We start from the raw sequence: 20,909 nt of genomic DNA on the forward strand, positions 1-20,909 counted from the left end.
GAGGCGACAGCCGATCGGGTGGTGATCAGCTGGCAGGTCCGGCCGGAGCTGTACCAGCCGTTCGGGATCCAGCACGGCGGCGTGTACTGCTCGGTGGTGGAGACCGCGGCCAGTGTCGGCGGCGGGCTGTGGCTGGCGGACCGGGGCAGGGTGGTGGGGGTGTCGAACCAGACCGACTTCCTGCGGGCGGTCCGCGACGGCGAGCTGCGGGCGGTCGGCACTCCTGTGCACCGGGGCCGCAGCCAGCAGCTCTGGCAGGTGGAGATCACCGACGCCGACGAGCGGCTGGTCGCCCGTGGTCAGGTCCGGCTGCAGAACCTCTCCAACGACTGAGCGGTCAGCTGCGGGCCTCGTCCAGCACCGGCTCGGCGTCGCTGTCAGCGTCGGTGTCGACCTCGTCGGGGACCCGGCTCACGCGTACCTCGGTGATGGCCCTGTGGTCGATGCCGGCCACCGTGAGCACCCACCCGTCCAGGGTGACGTCCTCCCCGGCGACGGTGGGGATGTGCCCGAGGTGGGTCAGCACCAGGCCGGCGACCGTGGTGTAGTCACCGACCGGCCGCGACGGCAGGTCGACGCCGATGTCCGGCAGATCGTGCACCGGGAAGGTGCCGGGCAGCAGCACCGCGCCGTCCGGGTCGCGGCGCACCGAGAAGCCGTCCCGGTCGGTCTCGTCGTAGATCTCCCCGACGATCTCCTCCAGGATGTCCTCAAGCGTCACGATCCCGTCGACGGCGCCCCGCTCGTCCACGACAAGCGCTATGTGCTGGCGCTCGGCCTTGAACTGGCGCAGCGCGTCCACCACGGGCAGCGAGTCCGGCAGGAGCATCGGAGGCCGGGCGATCTCGTCGATCGGGCGGTCGTCGGGCACACCCACAAGGTCACGCAGGTGGATCACGCCGGCCGTGTCGTCCAGGCCGCCGTGGCGCACCACCGGCGCCCGGGAGTGCCCGGTGGCGGCCAGGACCAGCCGCGCGGCCTCCGCGGTGGTCCCGCTGTCGAGCGTGAAGACCTGCAACCGGGGTACGAGCACAGCCCGCAACCGCCGGTCGGCGATCTCCACGGCGCCGGCGATGATGGTGCGCTGTTCCTTGGTGAAGCCGTGGTTGCCGGCGACGATGTCCCGCAGTTCGTCCGGGCCGATCTCGTCCGGCTCGTGTTTCGGGTTGAGCCCGACCAGTCGGACCACCAGGTCGCTTGTCGCGCCGAGCGCCCAGACGGCCGGGCGGGTGAAGGTGGCGAGCAGGTCGAGCGGGCGGGCCACGAGCAGCGCCCAGCGCTCGGCCGACTGCATGGCGATCCGCTTGGGAGCCAGCTCGCCGAAGACCAGGGTGACGAAGGTCAGCACGAGGGTGACCGCCACGATCGCTGCCGTCTCGGCGGCGCTGCCGAACATCCCGAGCAGGGGCACGAGGGGCTTGGCCAGCGAAACCGCCGCCGCCGCGGAGGCCAGGAAGCCGGCGAGGGTGATGCCGATCTGGATGGTGGCCAGGAAGCGGTTCGGGTCCTTCGCCAGCCGGGCCAGCACCCGCCCGGCCCTGCTGGTGCGCTCCAACCGCTGGATCTGGCTGTCCCGCAGCGACACCAACGCCATCTCACTGCCTGCGAAGAGTGCGTTGATGACGATCAGAATTCCGACCAGGGCCAGTTGGCTCCCGTAGCTCTGCACGCCGTGTTCGCTCCCTCTCCGGTGGAGGCGCCGGTCGGTCCACGCGGCGCCCGCCGGTCGGTGACCCGCCCGGCGTACGCGTGTCTGTGCCCCGTCGGACGCCTGACGAATCCTGCCGGGGCGACGCTACGCGGATCCGGTGACCGGCGCGGCGGGAAGGTCCAGGACGTACGAGTCGCCCTCCGGGCGGAAGCCGAGCCGGTGGTAGTAGGGGGCGACCATGCCGGGCGGGCTGATGACCCTGTGGAAACCCCGTTCGGTGAAGAGGCGACTGCGCCGGTAGACGAACTCGCCGGGGGTGAAGTCGCGGAACTTCGGGGTGACGTAGTCCAGGTCGATCTGGGCGACCCCGTGCGCCCCGGCGTGCGACAGCACCACGCCGACGACCTCGTCGGCGGTGACCACGAGGAACGCCGAGCGGTTCGTGGCGGTCGGGTCCCAGTGGAAGTCGGGGTTGAACCGGGCGATGTCCGGCGCGTGCACCCGCAGCGTGTGGGCCAGGAACTGGTCGTCGACGCCGACCTCCACCACCTGGTAGGTCTGCTCGTCGTGGCGGGTGGCGAGCATCGTCCGCAGGTACCAGATGTTGATCACCGAGAGGACGATGTTGAGGCCCACCATGGGCCAGACCTCGATGGCGGCGTTGTAGCCGATCAGCACCACGCAGCCGACGAGGTTGAGGGCGCGCAGGCGCAGGACGCGCGACTGAAGTAGCGACCAGACCAGCACCGCGGAGCCGGCCCAGCCGACCAGATCCAACCAGTTCACCCCGCGAGACTAGTGCCCGCCCAGGCCAGGCCCCTCGGTGGGCAGTTCGAGCAGCCACTCCTGCACCTCGGCGCCGCGGCCGTTGGCGTACCCCGAGTCCTCGCCGACCACGACGAAGCCGCACTTGCGCAGGACCGCGAGGGAGGCGGCGTTGTCCTTGGCGGCGCGGGCGTACACCGGCCGGGGCAACTCGCGCAGCAGGGCGGTCAGGGCCGTCGTGGCGTGACCCCGGCCCCACCGGGCCCTGTCGATCCAGTAGCTGACCTCAGTGCGGTCGCCCACCGGGAAGGCTGTGACGTGGCCGACGACCTCGCCGTCGACCTCGATGGTGCGGACCACGTTCGCCGGGTCGGTGAGCACCCGCGCCCAGTGCCTGGCGAACTCCCGGTGGTCGGACGGGTCCTCGGGGCCGAATGCGGCCATCCGGTTGGCCTCCGGGTCCTGCTGGTGCAGGAAGAACTCCACGAGGTCGTCCTCGCGGACCGGGCGCAGCCGCACGTCGAAGGTCATCGGACGAGGGTACGTAGCAGGGGTGACAGTCTGAGCCGGCCGTAGCTGCTCCGACGGCCGGTCGCTCACGGTGGTGACCCGCACGGCCGGCCGCATGCGGTGCGGCTCAGGCGATCACGGCCGCCACAGCCAACGCGGCGGCGCACAGGGAACTCGCCACCGACAGCAGGCGACGCCAGGGCACCCGCGCGTCGACCGCCGGCAGGGCACGCCACCGGGTCGCCGCCAGGGCCACCGCCGCCGCCGACAGACCCGCCCCGAGCGGCCACAGCCAGGCGGGCACCAGGGACCAGTCCCCCAGTCGGTGCCCGAGGCCGAGGTAGGCGAACGCCCACACCGTGGAAGCCAGCAGGGTCACGCGGTCCAGTTCACGTCGGCGGGCGGTGCCGAACAGGGAGAGGCCGCCGACGAAGGTGAAGGCCACCGCGAGACCGGCGCCGATCCACAGTGGCAGCGCCGGTGTCGCCGCCTCGGCGTCTTCCTGCGCCACTCCGAGCAGTCGCAGACCGACCGCCTCGACGCCCTTGTCGGTGTTGGCGAGCACCACCACCGCCCGGCCGGTGGCGCGCTCGAAGCCGACGTAGGAGCGGAACCCGCCGGTCCCGCCGTTGTGCCAGACGATCTCGCGGTCGCCGTGGCGGGTAGTGAACCACCCGTACCCGATGCGGGTGTCGTCGTCGCTGCGGAAGCGGGCGGTGGCAGCGTCGGCGCCCGGCGCGGTGCCGGTGAGGGTGGCCGCGACCAGGCGGGCCAGGTCCTCGGCTGTGGACCAGGGGCCGACGCCGGCTGCGGCGTACCCGGCTCCCCACCAGGGGTCGGACGGCCGCCCACCGGCCCGACTTCCGTGGGCGCGGTCGGCCGGCAGGTCGTCGGCCCCGGTGGCGACCACGGTCGCGGTCATTCCGAGGGGTCGCAGCAGCCGTGCCTCCAGCAGATCGGGGTACGTCGCGCCGGCCTTCGCGGCGAGCGCCTGGCCGAGAACCGACGGGCCGACGTTGGAGTAGTGCACCTCGCCGCGCCCGTCGCCGGGGGTGGCCCGGTCGGCGATGTTCCGGACGCCGTGGACGTCCTGCCCGGCGTAGGGGTTGCCGCCGGAGACGTTGGACCAGAGGACGCGCGCCCAGCCCAGCGCGGAGCCGGCGGCCAGCCGAGGCAGGCCGGCCCGGTGCTGGACAGCTCGGCCAGCGTGACGTCGCGGGCGGGGCCGGTGACCGTGGGCCACGTGTCGCCGAGCCGATCGTCGGGGCGCACGACACCGGCGGCGGCCTGGTCGGCGAGGAGCATTCCGGTGAGGACCTTGGTGACCGACCCGATCTCGAACGCGGTGCGGGTCTCGACGGGCCGGCCGTCGGGGTCCCGGTCGCCCAGGCCGGCGGTGCGGATCCGCCCGTTCTCGACCAGGGCGACGGCGAGCCCGCGGTGCCCCTTCGGGTCGGGCACGGCCGCCCGGGCGGTGCGAGCGAGGTCGGGGTCGCCGGTCACCTGTGCACCGAGACGTGGGACGCGGGGCATCAGCGCGGCCCCGACGAGGCCGGCGGCGAGCGCCACGACGAGTGCGGTGACGACTGTTCTCCGCATGCTGTTCCTTCGGTCGGAGGGGGTGGCCACCTGGCGGTGGCTCGACGATCGAGGGCTGCGACGGGCGTGGGCCGGCTCATCGGCCGGCGGCGGCGAGGATGGCCAGAAGCGGCACCACGCGTTCGGCGGGAACGGCGTACCGGCCTCGGCCGACGCTGCGCAGCCAACCGGCGGCGGTGAGCTGGCGTAGGTGGTGGTGGAGCTGGCCGGTGGTGCCCAACTCCTCGATCTCGGCCAGTTCGCCGGTGCCCTGCCGGCCGCCGAGAACCTCCCGCAACAGCCGGAGCCGCACCCCGTGGGCCAGCGCGGACAGGGTGGCGGCCAGCTCCGTCCAGTCGCCGTCGAGCAGATCGTCGACGGTGCGCCCGTACTGCCAGTCGTAGTGCTGGTCGGCGACGCGGACGGTGCCGGTGTAGAGGACGGCGCCCGTGCCGTCGGACGGCAGGCGCTGCTTGAGGCCGTCGAGAGCCCAGAAGGTGCCCTCGGGTGCGGATGGTGTGTCCGGCGGGGCAGGTGTCGACGTCAGGAGCTCGGTCAGGGCGGCGACCTGCGCCTCAAGCGCGGTGAGTCGCTCTTCGATGCGCGTCACGCGTCGATAATACGAACATACGTATTTTCGTGCAAGCGGCGTTTCGCAGCGCGGCTCGACACGGGCCGTTGGTCCCGGGTCCAGCGGGCGCAACGCCCCTGCCTCCCCGGAGCCCACCGCGCGAAGGTGGGTGGGGATGGCGTGCCTTCGACACGCCGCGCGAGGTAGGGAGCTCACGGTGGCCAAGACCGGCGTACCGGTCCGAACGCTGGAGGCAACGGTCGACGTGCCCACCCCGGGAGGGCTCGATTCGGCGGAGGCCGCCGCCCGGCTGCGGGCGAACGGACCCAACGCGGTGGCGCCGCCACCGCGCCGGCATGTGGTCCTTCGGGTCCTGCGCCAGCTCACCGACCCACTGGTCGCGTTGCTGCTCGCCGCGGCAGTGGTCACCACCGCGCTCGGCGACTACCCGGACACCGCAGTGATCCTCCTGGTCGTGCTGGTGAACACGGTCATCGGGTTGGTGCAGGAGATCCGCGCGGACCGGGCCATCGCGGCGCTGGGCCAACTCGCCGCCCCCGCCGCCCGGGTGGTGCGCGACGGCCGCGACCAGGCCGTCCCGGCCGCCGACCTGGTGCACGGCGATCTGGTCCGGATCGAGGCCGGCGACATCGTGCCCGCGGATCTGCTGCTGGTCGAGGCCAACCGGCTGCAACTGGACGAATCCGCGTTGAGCGGTGAGTCCGTGCCGGTGGGGCGCACCGCCGGTCAGGAAGCGCTGGCCGGGACTGTCGTCACCACCGGACGCGCCGACGGCACGGTGATCCGGACGGGGCCGGCGAGCGCGCTGGGCAAGATCAGCGCTCTGGTGGCCGGCACCCGACCGAGCGCGACACCGTTGCAGCGCCGGCTCTCGTCCCTGGGCCGCACACTCGGTCTGATCGCTGTCGCGCTGTCGGGTCTGGTCTTCGCCATCGGCGTGATCAGCGGTCGACCGATCGTGGAAATGGCCGTCACGGCGGTGAGCCTTGTCGTCGCGGCGGTGCCCGAGTCGCTGCCTGCGGTGGTGACCCTGGCGTTGGCGCTCGGCGCCCGGAGGATGGCCGCCGCGAAGGCCATCCCGCGCCGCCTGCACGCGGTGGAGACCCTCGGCTCGGTGACCGTGATCGCCTCCGACAAGACCGGAACCCTCACCGAGGGCCGGATGGCGGTGCAGCAGGTCGTCACCACCGACGGGGCGCGTTACCAGGTCACCGGCAGCGGGTACGCCCCGCACGGCGCCGTACACCAGGATGGTGCCGAGGTGGCCGTACCGGAGGATCTGCGCCGGCTGGCGCGGGCCGGGCTGCTCTGCAACGACGCCGCCCTGTCACCTCCGGACGACGAGCGACCGGACTGGGGTGCCGTGGGCGACCCGCTCGAAGCGGCGCTCGTCGCCTTCGCCGCACGGGCCGGCCTCGACCCGCAGACCACCCGCAGCGCGTGGCCACGGGTAGCCGAGCACCCCTTCGACCAGGCACAACGCCGGATGGTCACCGTGCACCGCTCCTGCGACCAGCGCTACCTCGTGGTCTGCAAGGGCGCCCCGGAGAGTGTTCTCGACCCCGCGCTGCTCGACGCCACCGACGACGAGATCGCCGCGCTGACCAGCGGCGCCCACCAACTCGCCGGCGAAGGACTGCGGGTCCTCGCCGTGGCCGCCGCCCTGGTGGACACCGTGCCGGACCTCGCCGCGCCGACCGGCCTGCGCCCGCTGGGGCTGACCGCCGTCGGTGACCCGCTACGCGCGGCCGCTCCGGAGATCGCCGACAGTCTCGACACCGCCGGGGTACGTCTGCTGCTGATCACCGGTGACCACCCCGCCACCGCCGCCGCGATCGGCTCCCAGCTGGGCCTGTGGCGCGATGGTGACCCTCTGGCCCGTGGCGACGACGACTCCACGCCGACGCATCCGGACACCCGGGTCTTCGCCCGGACACAGCCGGAACAGAAGCTCGACATCATCGCCGACCTGCAGTCCCGTGGCCACGTGGTGGCGATGACAGGCGACGGGGTCAACGACGCACCCGCTCTGCGCCGCGCCGACATCGGGGTGGCGATGGGCGGCGGCACCGAGGTCGCCCGGCAGGCCGCCGACCTGGTCCTCGTCGACGACGACCTGTCCACCGTCACCACAGCGATCGGCGAGGGCCGGCGCATCTACGACAACATCCGCCGGTTCCTGCGGTACGCCCTCTCCGGTGGAGTCGCCGAGATCCTGGTGATGCTTGTCGGCCCGCTGTTCGGCCTGGCAGTGCCACTGCAACCCGCGCAGATCCTCTGGGTGAACCTGCTGACCCACGGGGTGCCCGGTGTGGCTCTCGGCGCGGAACCGGCCGAACCCGGCACGCTGCGTCGAGCGCCCCGCTCGCCGCAGGAGTCGGTGCTCGGTGCCGGTCTGGGCCGGGACGTCCTGTTCACCGGCGCGTTGATCGCCGCCGTCGTGCTCGGCGCCGGCGTGGTCGCCGCCGCCCGGGACCTGCCCTGGCAGTCCGTGGTCTTCGTGGTGCTCGGCCTGGCCCAGCTCGGCGTGGCGCTGGCGGTCCGGGCTCCCCGGCCTGCGGGCACGCGGCGCGGCAACCCCGGCCTGCTCGTCGCGGTCGCCGTGTCGGCGCTGCTCCAGGTCGGCGGAGTTCTGCTCCCCCCGCTGCGCGAGCTGCTCGACACCGAGCCGCTGACACCGGCAGTGCTGCTGGCCTGCGCGGCGGTCAGCGCCCTGCCCGGCCTGGTGCTGCGGCTGACCCGCCGCCGTCCGACACCGCCGTCGGCACCGTCCGACGGCGCAGTGGACGCCGCCGTCGGGCGGTCGCACTAGGCGGATGTCGGGCCGCCATCGCCGGCACGCGGACGCCTTCTGGGGCGGTCGCGGGCCGGCGACGGGACCAATGGCCCCCGGCCTCCTGCCCTCCTGCCCTGATCATCGGGCCGACGCCGTAGGAGAATGGAACTCGAACGAAGGAGGAACGTGATGACCAAGCGATCCGGTGCCCCCGTGGTGGTGGCTGTTGACGGTTCGACATCAGCGCTGGAGGCGGTGCGGGTCGCCGCCCGCGAGGCCTCGACGCGAGGCCGGGCGCTGCGGGTGGTGCACGCGTTCATCTGGCCGCTCTACGAGGTGCCGCTGACGCCGGCACCGGGCGCTCCCGCCGACGCCGGGTTCCGCGCCCAGGCCGACAAGCTTGTCGCCGAAGCGGTGACCGAAGCCACCAAGGTCGCTCCGGACCTCACCGTCACCGGCGCCGTGATCGACGGCGCCGCCACGCCGGTGCTGCTTGCCGAGGCGCGGGACGCGAAGCTGTTGGTGCTCGGCAGCCGGGGTCTGGGCGGGTTCGGCGGGCTGCTGCTCGGCTCGGTGGCGGTGCAGGTCTCCGCCCGCGCCGACTGCCCGGTGCTCGTGGTCAAGGGTGAGGCCCGCGCCGACGGGCCGGTCGTGGTCGGGGTCGACGGCTCGACGCTGTCCGCCGAGGCGCTGGGCTTCGCGTACGAGGCCGCCTCGTTGCGGGGCACCAACCTGGTCGCCGTGCACGGCTGGACCATCCCCGTCCCGCCGAGCGACCTCCTGCCGCTGGGGTACGACGTGCAGGCGCTCGCCGCCGAAGAGGAGCGCGTGCTCGCCCAGGCGCTCGCCGGCTGGTCCGAGCAGTACCCGGACGTGCACGTACGGCGGCGCGTGGCGTACGGCGCACCCGCGCGCCTGCTCGTGGAGGAGTCGGCCGGGGCGCAGCTCACAGTTGTCGGGGCACGGGGCCGGGGCGCGCTGGCCGGCGTGCTGCTCGGCTCGGTGAGCCACGCGGTGCTGCACCACTCGCAGGGCCCGGTGGCTGTCATCCGGCAGAGCAAGAAGAACTGACGTCGCGTTGTCCGCGCCGGCCGCACCAGGGCCGGCGCGGACCCTGTCCGGTGCGCGCGTCGGCGCGGGCAGAGCCGTGCCGGTGATCGGTGCCGGCTGGTTCGTGCCGGTGATCGGTTCGGCTGGTTCGTGCCGGCGCGTTCGGCGGCGTGGCCGGGGCGCACCGCCGACAATGAGCTGACCGACCCTGGGAGAGCCCGATGAACCGACCTGTCGTGGCAGGCGTGGACGGATCGCCGTCAAGCCTCGTCGCCGCGGAGCACGCCGCCCGCGCCGCCCTGCTCCGGTCCCGGCCACTGCTGCTGGTGCACGGCTACCTGCACCCCCTCGGATACGGCGTGCCGCTCAACCCGTACGACCTCGGGGTGCCGGCACCGTCGGCCGAGGCGCAGAAGATGCTTGAGCGTACGGCGGCGGACCTCGCCGACCGGTGGCCCGGCCTCACCGTCGAGGTGCGCCAGGTCGCCGGTGGACCCGGCGCCACGATGATCGAGGAGTCCCGCCAGGCCGACCTGGTCGTGGTGGGCAGTCGAGGACTGGGCGGGTTCGTCGGGCTGCTGCTCGGCTCGGTGGGCGCGCAGGTGGCCGCGCACGCGCACTGCCCGGTGCTCGTGGTCCGCCCCGACGAGCAGCCCATCGACATGGACGCGCCGGTGCTTGTCGGCGTGGACGGCTCCGAGGCGTCCCGACTCGCCGCCGGCTACGGCGCGGCCGAGGCGACGCTACGGAAGGTGCCGCTGGTGCTTGTGCACGTCGGCCCGCCCGGCGAGGACCGCGCCACGCCGGAGGAGGTCGAGGAGTCGCAGGCCGCGTACCAGGCCGAGGCGGTGCGGCTGCTCGCCGACGCGTCCGCCGCCGTCCGCGCCGAGTATCCCGACCTGGTGGTACGGGAGCATCCGGTCCGGGCGGCCGGCGCGGCCCAGGGGCTCATCGAGGCCAGCGGCACGGCGTCGTTGCTGGTCGTGGGCACCCGGGGCCGGCACGGGTTCACCGGTCTGCTGCTCGGCTCGGTCAGCCAGGCAGTCATCCAGCACGCACACTGCCCCGTGCTCGTCGCGCATCGGTACCCGGCCTAGGTGACCGGGGCGTCGTCGCCTCTGCCGAGCATCTGCAGGAAGTCGGTGGTGAGGGCGAACGGGTCGGCCGGGCCGCTGGCGGGCGGCCGGAGTTCCACCTGGTCGGCCAACTCTCCGGCGGCGCGCCCGATCCGGCCCCGCAGGGCGCCGTCGGCGGCGCCACCGGACCAGTCCTCCGGCGCGGCGAAGACCGATGTGGGGACCACCACCGCCCGCAGATAGCTGAACATCGGGCGGATGGCGTGCTCCAGAGCCAGCGAGTGCCGTGCGGTGCCGCCGGTGGCCCCGATCAGCACCGGCCGGCCGACGAGCGACTCGGCCTCCAGCACGTCGAAGAAGGACTTGAACAGCCCGTTGTACGACGCGTTGAAGATCGGCGTGACGGCGATGAGCCCGTCGGACCCGGTCACCGCGTCGACGGCCTCGCGCAGCGCGGTCGGTGGGAACCCGGTGAGCATGTTGTTCACCACGTCGTGGGCGTACTCCCGCAGGTCGACGACGCGCAGCTGCACTGTGTTGCCGCGCCGGACCAGCTCGTCGCGGGTGGCCGCGGCGAGCTGGTCGGCGAGCAGCCGGGTGGACGAGGGCTGGCTCAGCCCCGCGGAGACCACGGCCACTGTGCGCTGGGTCATCGGGCCACCTCGGGTGCCTTGCCGGTGACGTCGTCGACGGCGTGCACCGTGCTGTCCGCGCCGCCGCCGGCAGTGGCGACAAGCGAGGCGTGCGTGGGCGCGTCCGGCACGTGCGCCGGGCGCAGCGACTCGAACTCCTTGCGCAGCACCGGCACGACCTCCTCGCCGAGCAGGTCGAGCTGCTCCAGCACCGTCTTCAGTGGCAGCCCCGCGTGGTCCAGCAGGAACAGTTGGCGCTGGTAGTCGCCGACGTAGTCGCGGAAGCCCAGCGTGCGGTCGATGACCTGCTGCGGGCTGCCCACTGTCAACGGGGTCTCCCTGGTGAACTCCTCAAGCGACGGCCCGTGTCCGTAGACCGGGGCGTTGTCGAAGTACGGCCGGAACTCCCGGACCGCGTCCTGCGAGTTGCGGCGCATGAAGACCTGCCCGCCGAGGCCGACGATGGCCTGGTCGGCGGTGCCGTGGCCGTAGTGCGCGTACCGCTCGCGGTAGAGCCCGACCATCCGCTGGGTGTGCTCCTTGGGCCAGAAGATGTGGTTGGCGAAGAAGCCGTCCCCGTAGTAGGCGGCCTGCTCGGCGATCTCCGGGCTGCGGATCGAGCCGTGCCAGACGAACGGCGGTACGCCGTCGAGCGGGCGCGGCGTCGAGGTGAACGACTGCAACGGCGTGCGGTAGCGGCCCTTCCAGTCGACCACGCCTTCGCGCCACAGCCGGCGCAGTAGGTCGTAGTTCTCGATCGCGAGGGGGATGCCGGCGCGGATGTCCTTGCCGAACCACGGGTAGACCGGGCCGGTGTTGCCGCGGCCCATCATGAGGTCGACCCGACCGTCGGCCAGGTGCTGGAGCATCGCGTAGTCCTCGGCGATCTTCACCGGGTCGTTCGTGGTGATCAGCGTGGTCGCTGTGGACAGCAGCAGCCGCTCGGTGCGGGCCGCGATGTAGCCGAGCATGGTGGTCGGTGACGACGGCACGAACGGCGGGTTGTGGTGCTCGCCGGTGGCGAACACGTCCAGCCCGACCTCTTCGGCCTTCAGCGCGATGGCGACCATCGCCTTGATCCGCTCATGCTCGGTCGGCTCCCGACCGGTGGTCGGATCGACAGTGACATCGCCGACGGTGAAGACTCCGAACTGCATGACCAGCTCCTCGCGTGTCAACCGGACCCGGTGGTGACCCGGATGCTTCCGTCAACATACTTGACGAGTCAACTATTCCATCGGCCGCCACCGCCGGGGACGGCGGCAGGGTCGTGCGCGCCCGTCACGCCGACCCGAGGACCTGCCACCCGGGCTCCCCTGCCACACCGAGTCCCGGACGACAGCCAGGCCGCAGGTAGCGAGCACGCCCAGGGCGACGAGCCTGATACGGGGCCACGGCACGTCCTCAGTCCGCTTGATGCCGACTGCGGCTACCGCCGCACCTCCGGGTCACTCCGGGCAGATCCGCCACTCGCCGCCCTCCTTGACCATGGGATAGATGAAGCCCTGGGTGCTGCCGGTGGTCCGGGTCACCATCGCCATCACCGTCCCGCTGACCGCACCGTTGCGGTTGGAGACCTTCGCGTTGGTGATCCGGTAGCTGGCAATCTTCGGCAGGCCCGCCTCCTCCCGGATGTACGCCTCCTCGGTGACCTGACGCCGCTCCCGCGCGCAGAGGCGCCGGTATGCCTCCGCGTGGTTGCCGGCACGGGTGTCGTCCAGGTAACCGGCGACGGCCTCCCTGGCCGGCCCGGTCGCCTCCTTGATGGTGTTGTAGAACCAGAAGCCGCCACCGACACCACCGATGCAGCAGACCAGCAGTACCGCTGCCACCACGGTCACCACGATCTTGATCGTCCGGTTGTTCTTCGGCGGTGGAGGGTTGGGCATGGCGTACGTCGGGGGATAGCTCACCCCGGCAGGGTAGGCGCCCTCGTCCACGCCATGGACCAGGCCACCTGCCCGTCAGCCGGGCTGCCAGTCATGCAGGCCGAGTGCGGGGCTGATCAGTTCGGCGAGCGGGTTGATCTGGAACATCTCGATGCCGGTGGGGCCGGTCGCCTCTGCCCGCGCAACTCATCCGATTGAGGAGCGGGCATGCCAGCGTCAGCAGAAAGCACCTGCCGATGGCGCCTTGTTCTCTGTGCGGGGACCTTCTGCTTTCCTTGAAGGGTGACGTACGCCTGGCTCGACGCTCCCGCGACCGCGGTCGCCGATACCGCGCGCCTGCTCCTCGGCTGGCTGGCGGTCGCCAACGGCGTCACCATCAGGATCACTGAGACCGAGGCATATGCGGGACTGGGCGGCGACCCCGCAAGCCACGCCCATCGAGGGCGAACCTCACGTAACGCGGCAATGTTCGGCCCGGCTGGCCACCTTTACCTCTACCGCATTTACGGATTGCACACCTGCGCCAATGTGACGTGCGGACCTGAGGGGCAGCCCGCGGCAGTTCTCCTGCGCGCGGGGCAGGTCGTGTGCGGCGCCGACCTTGCCCGCTCGCGGCGGCCTGCGGCAAAGCGCGATGTCGATCTTGCTTCGGGACCGGCGCGCCTCGTCGAGGCGCTTGGCTTGCAGCTCACGGCCTATGGCACATCGGTGGTTGATGGCACCGGCCCGCTGACGTTGTATCCCCCGACTGAGCCAGCTCCGGACGAGCGTGTCGTGGCTGGTCCTCGCGTTGGCGTGACCGCTGCGCACGATCTGGCGTGGCGATTTTGGATCGCCGGCGACCCGACCGTCAGCGCCTACCGTCGTCACGTCCCGCGTAGCAGCGAGAAGAATCTTGAAAGTATGGCTTGACCCTACTTGCGGTGAGGTCGTCCGGCAGAGGCTGCGTGAGCCGAGCGGCACCAGCCGCCGACCGACCACCCTCAGGTTTAAACGACTTGTTGACAAGACGGCGTTCATGGGGTGTGCTCGGGACATGACGATCGACGACCCGTTCACCGCGCCCGATCCAGCCCGCGCCCGCGCCCACCGCAGCCACGAGGCGCTGCATCGGATCAGCGAGCGGCACGCCGGCACCGCCGACCGGCGGGGACGCTGGGCACACCCGTCCGTGCTGGACCCGTGGGAGGCCGTCGCCCTGGTCACCGCGCTGGCCGTGGGCGGGGCCGAGCGGGAGCCGACGGAGGAACCTGTCGACACGGCCGACCTCACCGCCGCGCTGACGCTGCTGCCGCACGTACGCGCCGAGCTCGACGCGCTGGAGGCCGGGCTGCTGACCCTGGCCCGGGACCGGGGGCTGACCTGGCAGTCCATCGCGTACGGGCTGGGGCTGGGCAGCGCGCAGGCCGCCCGGCAGCGCTACGAGCGGGTCGCCGCCCGGTCGGCCGAGCAGACCGCACCGCGACAAGAGGGCTGACCGGCAGGCCGGCCGGCGAGGGCGGCACGCCGCTGACGCTCGGACGGGCACACTGTGCGCACGACGAATCCGGGAGGAGCTTCATGGACCGCGCGGAGATGCTGGCGTACTGCCTGGCCAAGCCGGGGGCGTGGCTGGACCGGCCGTGGGAGAACGACGAGGTGGTGAAGGTCGGCAGCCGGATCTTCGCGTTCCTCGGCAACGGCGACGGCCAGCCGACGGTCGGTCTGAAGTGCGGCGCGACACGCGAGATCGCCGACGAGTGGCTGCACCGTCACCCCGACGATGCCCGTCCGATGGCCTATATCGGCCGGTCCGGGTGGAACACGCTGCAACTCGACGGCGGAATCGACGCCGACGAGTTGACCGAGGCCGTCGACTCGTCGTACGACATGGTGGTGGCGAAGCTCCCGAAGCGCGAGCGCCCGACGGCCTGAGCCGGCCGCGGCGCCGGAAGCGGGAAGCTCCGGCGCCACGGCGAGGTCAGCGGGGGACGACCCGCTCGGTGGCCCAGTCCCGCCAGCCGGCCACCCGGTCCGCCGCGGCGGCGAGCTGGTCGGCGACCGGGCCGGGGCCGGTCGAGCCGGGAGTGGTCCGGGCGGCGAGCGCCGAGCGGACCGACAGCACGTCGCGCACCGACGGATCGAGGTGCTCGCTGACGGCTGCCAGGTCGGCGTCGGAGACCTCCTCCAGCTCGCACTCGCGGACCGCGCAGAGCGCCACCAGACGGCCGGTGATCTCGTGCGCGTCGCGGAACGGCACGTTGCGCCGGACCAGCCAGTCGGCGACCTCCGTGGCGAGCGAGAACCCGACCGGCGCGGCGGCGACAAGGCGATCCACCCGGACCGTCATCGTCGAGATCATTCCCGCCAGGGCCGGCAGCAGCAGCTCCAAGGTGTCGACAGCGTCGAAGGCCGGCTCCTTGTCCTCCTGCATGTCCCGGTCGTAGGTCATCGGCAGGCCCTTGAGCATCGTCAGCACCGTCATCAGGCCACCGACAAGCCGGCCGGACTTGCCCCGGGCCAGCTCGGCGATGTCCGCGTTCTTCTTCTGCGGCATGATCGACGAACCGGTCGCGAAGGCGTCGTCCAGCTCCACCCACCCGAACTCGTGCGAGGTCCAGAGCACCACCTCCTCACCGAGACGGGACAGGTGCACCCCGATCATCGCGGTGGTGAAGAGGAACTCGGCCACGAAGTCCCGGTCGGCCACCGCGTCCATCGAGTTGGCGAACGACGTGCGGAAACCCAGCTCCTTGGCCACCGCCACCGGGTCCAGCGGAAGGCCGGAACCGGCAAGCGCACCCGCGCCGAGCGGGCTGATCGCCGCCCGGTGGTCCCAGTCGTGCAACCGCTCCAGGTCGCGCAGCAGCGGCTGCACGTGGGCGAGCAGCCAGTGCCCGAACGTGACCGGCTGGGCGTGCTGGAGGTGGGTCATGCCGGGGGCGGCGGTGTCGATGTGCCGCTCCGCCTGCTCGATGAGCGCCTCCGCCAGCTCGACCAGCCGGCTCGCCACGCCCCGGGCGTGATCGCGCAGGTAGAGCCGCAGGTCCGTGGCCACCTGGTCGTTGCGGGACCGGCCCGCGCGCAGCTTGCCGCCGAGGCTGCCGAGGCGCTCCAACAGGCCCCGCTCCAGCGCGGTGTGCACGTCCTCGTCGTCGACGGTGGGACGGAACGCCCCCGAGGCGCACGCCGCCTCCAGATCGTCCAGGGCCGCCAGGATCCGACCCAACTCCTCCGGGTCGAGGAGGCCGGCGCCGGCAAGCACCCGGGCATGCGCCCGGGAACCCGCGATGTCGTACGGGGCCAGCCGCCAGTCGAACTGCACGCTCACCGACAGGCGGGCGAGCGCCTCAGCGGGGCCACCGGCGAACCGGCCACCCCACAGGCTTGTCCGATTGGTGGCCGCGCTGTTCTCGGTCAAGCTCTTGTCGTCCACCCCGCCCATTGTGGTCCCCATGCTCGTCACCCGCCCAGCCGGGCGTCACGCGCCGCGGCCATTCCACTCGGCAGCCCCCAAAGCTGCACGAAACCCTTCGCCAGGGACTGGTCGAACGTGTCCCCGGTGTCGTACGTGGCCAGCCCGAAGTCATACAGGCTCGCCTCGGAGCGCCGGCCGGTGACTGTGGCACGACCGCCGTGCAGCGTCATGCGCACCTCGCCGCTCACGTGCCGCTGCGCGTCGTCGATGAACGCGTCAAGCGAGTCCTTCAGCGGCGAGAACCACAGGCCGTCGTAGACCAGCTCACCCCACCGCTGGTCGACGCCCTTCTTGAACCGGGCCAGGTCCCGTTCCACTGTCACCGCCTCCAACTCCTGGTGGGCGGTGATCAACGCGATGGCGCCGGGCGCCTCGTACACCTCGCGGCTCTTGATGCCGACGAGGCGGTCCTCGACCATGTCGAGCCGGCCCACGCCGTGCGCGCCGGCGCGGCGGTTCAGCTCCCGGATCGCCTGGTACGGGGTGACGGTCTCGCCGTCGAGTGCCACCGGCACGCCACCGTCGAAGGTGATCACGACCTCGTCCGGGTCGCGGCTCTGCGCCGGGTCCTCGGTGTACGAGTAGAGGTCCTCGATCGGGGCGTTCCAGATGTCCTCCAGGAAGCCCGTCTCCACGGCGCGGCCCCACAGGTTCTGGTCGATCGAGTACGGGGACTTGGCCGACACGTCGATCGGCAGGCCCTTCTCCTCGGCGAACGCGATGGCCTTGTCGCGCGTCCACGCGAAGTCCCGCGCCGGGGCGATGATCTTCAGGTCGGGGGCGAGCGCGTTCAGGCCCACCTCGAACCGGACCTGGTCGTTGCCCTTGCCGGTGCAGCCGTGCGACACGATCGTGCCGCCGTGCTGACGCGCCGCCGCCACCAGGTGCTTGACGATCAGCGGCCGGGACAGCGCCGAGACCAGCGGGTAGCGGTCCATGTAGAGGGCATTCGCCCGGATCGCCGGCACACAGTATTCGGCGGCGAACTCGTCGCGCGCGTCGACCACCTCGGCCTCGGCGGCGCCGCAGTCGAGCGCCCGCTGCCGAATCGCGTCGAGGTCCTCACCGCCCTGCCCGACGTCGACCGCCACAGCGATCACCTCGGCGCCGGTCTGCTCGGCCAGATAGGGAATGGCAACGGAGGTGTCCAACCCTCCGGAGTACGCGAGGACGACCCGCTCGGTCATGCTGTGTTCCCTTCCACGGTGTCGTCCCGGCGGGCCCAACCGCTGAGCTTCTCACCGAGCGCGGCCCCGCCTGAGGCCTCGCGGGCCACGACGAGGATGGTGTCGTCGCCGGCGATGGTGCCGACGATCTCGGGCAGACCCGCCCGGTCCAACGCGCTGGCCAGGTACTGGGCCGCGCCCGGCGGGGTACGCAGCACGGCGATGTTGCCGCTGGAGTCGACGCCGTTGAGCAGTTCGCGCAGCAGCCGCACCAGGCGGGCCGGAGCGGCCTCGGCGTCGCGCAGCGGCCGGTGGCCGTCCTCGGGGATCAGGTAGACGGCGGGGCCGTCGCCGCCGCGCACCTTGACCGCGCCCAACTCCTCCAGGTCCCGCGAGAGGGTGGCCTGGGTGACACCGACCCCGTCGGCGGCGAGCAGGTCGGCCAGCTCGGTCTGCGAACGGACGGCCCGGTCGCGGATCAGCTCCACGATGCGGGCGTGCCGGGCGGCGCGGGTCAGCGGGGCGGTCACCGCGCCACCCCGGTCGCGCTGGTCACGGCGGCATCGGTGTCGGCGGCCGCCTTGTCGGCGGCGTTCGCGTTCAGGAGGAACGTCAGGAGCGCCTTCTGGGCGTGCAGCCGGTTCTCCGCCTGGTCGAAGACCGCGCTCTGCGGCCCGTCGAGCACCTCGTCGGTGATCTCCTCGCCGCGGTGCGCGGGCAGGCAGTGCAGCACGACGGCGTCCGGCGCGGCCTGGCCGAGAAGTTCCTTGTTCACCTGGTACGGCAGGAACGGGGTGATCCGGTCCAACCCGTCGGCCTCCTGCCCCATCGACGTCCACGTGTCGGTGGCCACCACGTCGGCGTCGCGTACCGCCTGGACCGGGTCGGTCAGGACCCGCACCGACCCGCCGGTGCCGACGGCGATCTCCGCCGCCCGCGCCACGACGTCCGGATCCGGGACGAAACCCTCCGGCCCGGCGATCCGCACGTGCATCCCGGCCATCGCACCGGCCAACAGGTACGACTGCGCCATGTTGTTCGCGCCGTCCCCCACGTAGGTCAGGGTGCGGCCAGCGGTGCCACCACACCGCTCGCGGATGGTGAGCAGGTCGGCAAGCAACTGGCAGGGGTGGAAACCGTCGGTGAGCGCGTTCACCACCGGGACACTCGCCCCCGCCGCTACCTCGGCGATCCGGTCGTCGCCGTGGGTACGCAGCACGATCGCGACGACGTAGCGGGACAACACCCGCCCGGCGTCGATGAGGGTCTCGCCCCGGCCGAAGTGGGTGACCTGGGTGTCCACGACGAGCGGATGCCCGCCCAACTCGGCGATGCCGACGTCGAACGAGAACCGCGTCCGCAGGCTCTGCTTGTCGAAGAGCACCGCCACCGAACGCGGGCCGGCAAGCGGCCGGTGGCCGAACCGGTCGGCCTTCATCCGCGCCGCCAGGTCCAGCACAGTGGACTGCTCGGCGGGCGAAATGTCGTCGTCGCGCAGGAAGTGCCGGATCATGCGGTCGTCCCCGTACTGGTCGTGGTGGGTGAGGTCAGCGGCGCCGGAATCCCGGGCGTCTCGGACCCCGGTCGGGCCGGGTCCGCGCCGGTCGGCGTCGCCGCGGCCAGGGCGGCGGGCAGGGCAGCCACGAAGGCGTCGGCCTGGTCGGCCGTGAGGATCAGCGGCGGTACGAGCCGCAGCACGCCCGGCTGCACCGGGTTGGCCAGGAAGCCGGCCTCCCGCAGCGACGCGGCGAGCGCCGCCGCCACCGGCGCGGTGAGCACCACACCGAGCAGCAACCCGGCCCCGCGTACGTCGCCGACAAGCGGATGCCCCAGCGCCTCGATCCCCCGACGCAGCCGCTCCCCCACCCGCTTGACGTGGTCGAGCAGCCCTTCATGGGCGATTGTCGACACCACGGCGAGCGCGGCGGCGCAGCTGACCGGGTTGCCACCGAAGGTCGTACCGTGCGAGCCGGGGGTGAGCAGGTCGGCGGCCCGGCCGAAGGCGAGCGTGGCGCCGAGCGGCAGGCCTCCACCGAGCCCCTTGGCCAGGGTTATCACGTCCGGCTCCACGCCCTCGGCCTGGTGGGCGAACCAGTGGCCGGTACGCCCGATGCCGGTCTGCACCTCGTCGAGCACCAGCAGCGCGCCGTGCCGGTCGGTGATCCGCCGGGCCGCGGTGAGATAGCCGGCCGGCGGAACCACCACACCGTTCTCGCCCTGGATCGGCTCCAGGATCACCATCGCGGTGGCGTCGGTGACCGCAGCTTCGAGAGCGGCCACGTCGCCGTAGTCGACGTGGGTCACGTCACCGGGCAGCGGCCGGAACGGATCGGCCTTGGCCGGCTGCCCGGTCAACGCGAGGGCGCCCATGGTGCGGCCGTGGAACCCGCCGTTGGTGGCCACCACGTGACTGCGCCCGGTGCGCCGGGAGATTTTGAACGCGGCCTCGTTCGCCTCCGCGCCCGAATTGGCGAAGAACACCCGGCCCGATCGACCGGCGAGCGCCAGCAGCAGCTCCGCGAGAGCGACAGGCGGCTCGGCGATGTAGAGGTTGGAGACGTGCCCGAGGGTGGCGACCTGCTTCGACACGGCGGCCACCACCGCCGGGTGGGCGTGCCCGAGCGCGTTCACAGCGATCCCGCCGACCAGATCCAGATATTCCCGGCCGGCGTCGTCGACCACCACGGCACCCGAGCCGGACACCAGCGCCAGCGGCGGCGTGCCGTAGTTGTCCATCATCGACTGCGTCCAGCGTTGCGCCAGGCTGCTCATGCTCCGCCCGTCCCGTCTTCCGGCACCACCATCGTTCCGAACCCTTCCGAGGTGAAGACCTCCAGCAGAGTGGAGTGCGCCACCCGGCCGTCGACGACGTGCGCCGCGGGCACTCCCCCACGGACCGCTCGCAGACACGCCTCCATCTTCGGCACCATCCCCGACTCCAGGCTGGGCAGCAGCTTGGCCAGGTCGTCCGCGGCGATCTCCGAGATCAGGCTCGTGGTGTCCGGCCAGTCGGCGTACAGGCCCGCCACGTCGGTGAGCACGACGAGCTTGCGGGCCTGCAGCGCGATCGCCAGCGCGGCGGCGGCGGTGTCCGCGTTGAGGTTGTGCAGCACCCCGTCGACGTCCGGCGCCACAGTGGAGATCACCGGAATCCGGCCCGCCTCGATGAGGTCGGTCACCGCCGACACGTCGACCGACTCGACGTCCCCGACCTGACCCACGTCGACAGGCAGCCCATCCACGTACGCCGGGCGGCGCACCGCCGTGAACAGCCGGGCGTCCTCACCGGAGAGGCCCACAGCGAACGGGCCATGCGAGTTGATCAACCCGACCAGCTCGCGGCCGACCTGCCCGACGAGCACCATTCGGACCACGTCCATCGCCTCGGCGGTGGTCACCCGCAGGCCACCGCGGAATTCGCTGGCGATGCCCAACCGGCCCAGCATGGCGGAGATCTGCGGACCACCGCCGTGCACCACCACAGGCTTGAGACCGGCGTAGCGCAGAAAAACCATGTCGGCGGCGAACGCCTGCTGCAACGCGGGGTCGGTCATGGCGTTGCCGCCGTACTTGATGACCACAGTGGAGCCGGAGAAGCGCGCCAGCCACGGCAACGCCTCGATGAGCGTCTCCGCCTTGACCTGGGCGCGGGTGAGATCGGTGCTGAGACTCACCGGGCCAGCCTTTCGTTCGCGACTGCGGGACTCCGCTGCGCTGCGTTCCTCGCGCTCACCGAGCCTGCCTTTTCGTTCGCGACTGCGGGACTC

20 protein-coding genes and 1 pseudogene (1 of these 21 cut by a window edge) are annotated in these 20,909 nt (G+C 72.3%); 7 read left to right on the plus strand and 14 right to left on the minus strand.

The features are described from left to right. Positions 1 to 333, plus strand: partial view of a PaaI family thioesterase gene (locus F4558_RS15295; protein ID WP_082377443.1) — the 3' portion only. 51 nt of this gene lie to the left of the window's left edge; 333 of the gene's 384 nt are visible here — the last part of the coding sequence; its start codon lies beyond the left edge, outside the window; its stop codon occupies positions 331 to 333. 4 nt (positions 334 to 337) lie between these two features. Here F4558_RS15295 and F4558_RS15300 read toward each other — a convergent pair whose 3' ends face one another. The 5 genes and pseudogenes from F4558_RS15300 to F4558_RS15320 all read right to left on the minus strand — a co-directional run bounded on the left by F4558_RS15300 (position 338) and on the right by F4558_RS15320 (position 5,114). Beyond that, the gene (locus tag F4558_RS15300; RefSeq protein WP_167944850.1) at positions 338 to 1,669 is read right to left on the minus strand and encodes a hemolysin family protein; all 1,332 of its coding nucleotides are present in this window, start codon (positions 1,667 to 1,669) and stop codon (positions 338 to 340) included. 126 nt (positions 1,670 to 1,795) lie between these two features. Next, positions 1,796 to 2,437, minus strand: coding sequence for a YgjV family protein (locus tag F4558_RS15305; RefSeq protein WP_167944851.1), 642 nt, complete (start codon positions 2,435 to 2,437; stop codon positions 1,796 to 1,798). 9 nt (positions 2,438 to 2,446) lie between these two features. Then, on the minus strand, positions 2,447 to 2,947 hold the full coding sequence (locus tag F4558_RS15310) for a GNAT family N-acetyltransferase (RefSeq protein ID WP_167944853.1): 501 nt from the start codon (positions 2,945 to 2,947) through the stop codon (positions 2,447 to 2,449). Positions 2,948 to 3,053: 106 nt separating this feature from the next. Beyond that, a pseudogene (locus F4558_RS15315) lies at positions 3,054 to 4,525 on the minus strand (serine hydrolase domain-containing protein). Between the two features lie 76 nt (positions 4,526 to 4,601). Beyond that, a complete protein-coding gene (locus F4558_RS15320) occupies positions 4,602 to 5,114 on the minus strand; it encodes an ArsR/SmtB family transcription factor (RefSeq protein WP_231640030.1) in 513 nt (170 codons plus the stop codon). Between the two features lie 178 nt (positions 5,115 to 5,292). Here F4558_RS15320 and F4558_RS15325 point away from each other — a divergent pair, with 178 nt between their 5' ends. The 3 genes from F4558_RS15325 to F4558_RS15335 all read left to right on the plus strand — a co-directional run bounded on the left by F4558_RS15325 (position 5,293) and on the right by F4558_RS15335 (position 10,019). Continuing rightward, positions 5,293 to 7,908 carry a cation-translocating P-type ATPase gene (locus tag F4558_RS15325; protein ID WP_312877344.1) on the plus strand — a complete coding sequence of 872 codons (2,616 nt, stop codon included), beginning with the start codon at positions 5,293 to 5,295 and terminating at the stop codon, positions 7,906 to 7,908. A 153-nt stretch (positions 7,909 to 8,061) separates the two neighbouring features. Beyond that, complete coding sequence (locus F4558_RS15330) at positions 8,062 to 8,943, plus strand: universal stress protein (protein ID WP_167944858.1); 882 nt, start codon at positions 8,062 to 8,064, stop codon at positions 8,941 to 8,943. A gap of 200 nt (positions 8,944 to 9,143) precedes the next feature. Beyond that, complete coding sequence (locus tag F4558_RS15335) at positions 9,144 to 10,019, plus strand: universal stress protein (RefSeq protein WP_053655510.1); 876 nt, start codon at positions 9,144 to 9,146, stop codon at positions 10,017 to 10,019. Here F4558_RS15335 and F4558_RS15340 read toward each other — a convergent pair. From F4558_RS15340 to F4558_RS15350, 3 genes are all read right to left on the minus strand, one after another. Next, a complete protein-coding gene (locus F4558_RS15340; protein ID WP_053655509.1) occupies positions 10,016 to 10,651 on the minus strand; it encodes an FMN reductase in 636 nt (211 codons plus the stop codon). The genes F4558_RS15335 and F4558_RS15340 overlap by 4 nt on opposite strands. Beyond that, positions 10,648 to 11,787 (minus strand): LLM class flavin-dependent oxidoreductase, encoded by a 1,140-nt coding sequence (locus F4558_RS15345; protein WP_167944860.1) that lies wholly within the window; start codon positions 11,785 to 11,787, stop codon positions 10,648 to 10,650. The genes F4558_RS15340 and F4558_RS15345 overlap by 4 nt, the downstream gene beginning before the upstream one ends. A gap of 291 nt (positions 11,788 to 12,078) precedes the next feature. Then, complete coding sequence (locus F4558_RS15350; RefSeq protein ID WP_167944862.1) at positions 12,079 to 12,543, minus strand: Rv0361 family membrane protein; 465 nt, start codon at positions 12,541 to 12,543, stop codon at positions 12,079 to 12,081. Positions 12,544 to 12,801: 258 nt separating this feature from the next. Between F4558_RS15350 and F4558_RS15355 the strand changes: the two genes are divergently transcribed. The 3 genes from F4558_RS15355 to F4558_RS15365 all read left to right on the plus strand — a co-directional run bounded on the left by F4558_RS15355 (position 12,802) and on the right by F4558_RS15365 (position 14,433). After that, positions 12,802 to 13,431, plus strand: coding sequence for a DNA-3-methyladenine glycosylase (locus F4558_RS15355; protein ID WP_082377439.1), 630 nt, complete (start codon positions 12,802 to 12,804; stop codon positions 13,429 to 13,431). Between the two features lie 124 nt (positions 13,432 to 13,555). Further along, positions 13,556 to 13,996: a DNA-binding protein gene (locus F4558_RS15360; protein ID WP_167944863.1), complete on the plus strand. Its 441-nt coding sequence runs from the start codon at positions 13,556 to 13,558 to the stop codon at positions 13,994 to 13,996. Between the two features lie 83 nt (positions 13,997 to 14,079). Beyond that, a complete protein-coding gene (locus F4558_RS15365; protein WP_053655506.1) occupies positions 14,080 to 14,433 on the plus strand; it encodes an MmcQ/YjbR family DNA-binding protein in 354 nt (117 codons plus the stop codon). A 46-nt stretch (positions 14,434 to 14,479) separates the two neighbouring features. Here the strand turns inward: F4558_RS15365 and argH are convergent, their stop codons facing one another. The 6 genes from argH to argB are packed head-to-tail and all read right to left on the minus strand — an operon-like array spanning position 14,480 to position 20,816. After that, the gene (argH, locus tag F4558_RS15370) at positions 14,480 to 15,943 is read right to left on the minus strand and encodes an argininosuccinate lyase (protein ID WP_053655505.1); all 1,464 of its coding nucleotides are present in this window, start codon (positions 15,941 to 15,943) and stop codon (positions 14,480 to 14,482) included. A gap of 17 nt (positions 15,944 to 15,960) precedes the next feature. Next, positions 15,961 to 17,163: an argininosuccinate synthase gene (locus F4558_RS15375; RefSeq protein ID WP_053655504.1), complete on the minus strand. Its 1,203-nt coding sequence runs from the start codon at positions 17,161 to 17,163 to the stop codon at positions 15,961 to 15,963. After that, entirely contained in the window at positions 17,160 to 17,672 is a 513-nt protein-coding gene (locus F4558_RS15380) for an arginine repressor (RefSeq protein WP_053655503.1), read from the minus strand. Before F4558_RS15380 ends, F4558_RS15375 begins: the two co-directional genes overlap by 4 nt. Beyond that, entirely contained in the window at positions 17,669 to 18,655 is a 987-nt protein-coding gene (argF, locus tag F4558_RS15385; RefSeq protein ID WP_245241334.1) for an ornithine carbamoyltransferase, read from the minus strand. The genes F4558_RS15380 and argF overlap by 4 nt, the downstream gene beginning before the upstream one ends. After that, the gene (locus tag F4558_RS15390; RefSeq protein ID WP_053655501.1) at positions 18,652 to 19,914 is read right to left on the minus strand and encodes an acetylornithine transaminase; all 1,263 of its coding nucleotides are present in this window, start codon (positions 19,912 to 19,914) and stop codon (positions 18,652 to 18,654) included. The genes argF and F4558_RS15390 overlap by 4 nt, the downstream gene beginning before the upstream one ends. Then, entirely contained in the window at positions 19,911 to 20,816 is a 906-nt protein-coding gene (argB, locus tag F4558_RS15395; RefSeq protein ID WP_053655500.1) for an acetylglutamate kinase, read from the minus strand. The genes F4558_RS15390 and argB overlap by 4 nt, the downstream gene beginning before the upstream one ends. Between the last annotated feature and the right edge of the window lie 93 nt (positions 20,817 to 20,909).

The organism is Micromonospora profundi (genome assembly GCF_011927785.1).
Taxonomy (GTDB): Bacteria; Actinomycetota; Actinomycetes; order Mycobacteriales; family Micromonosporaceae; genus Micromonospora; species Micromonospora profundi.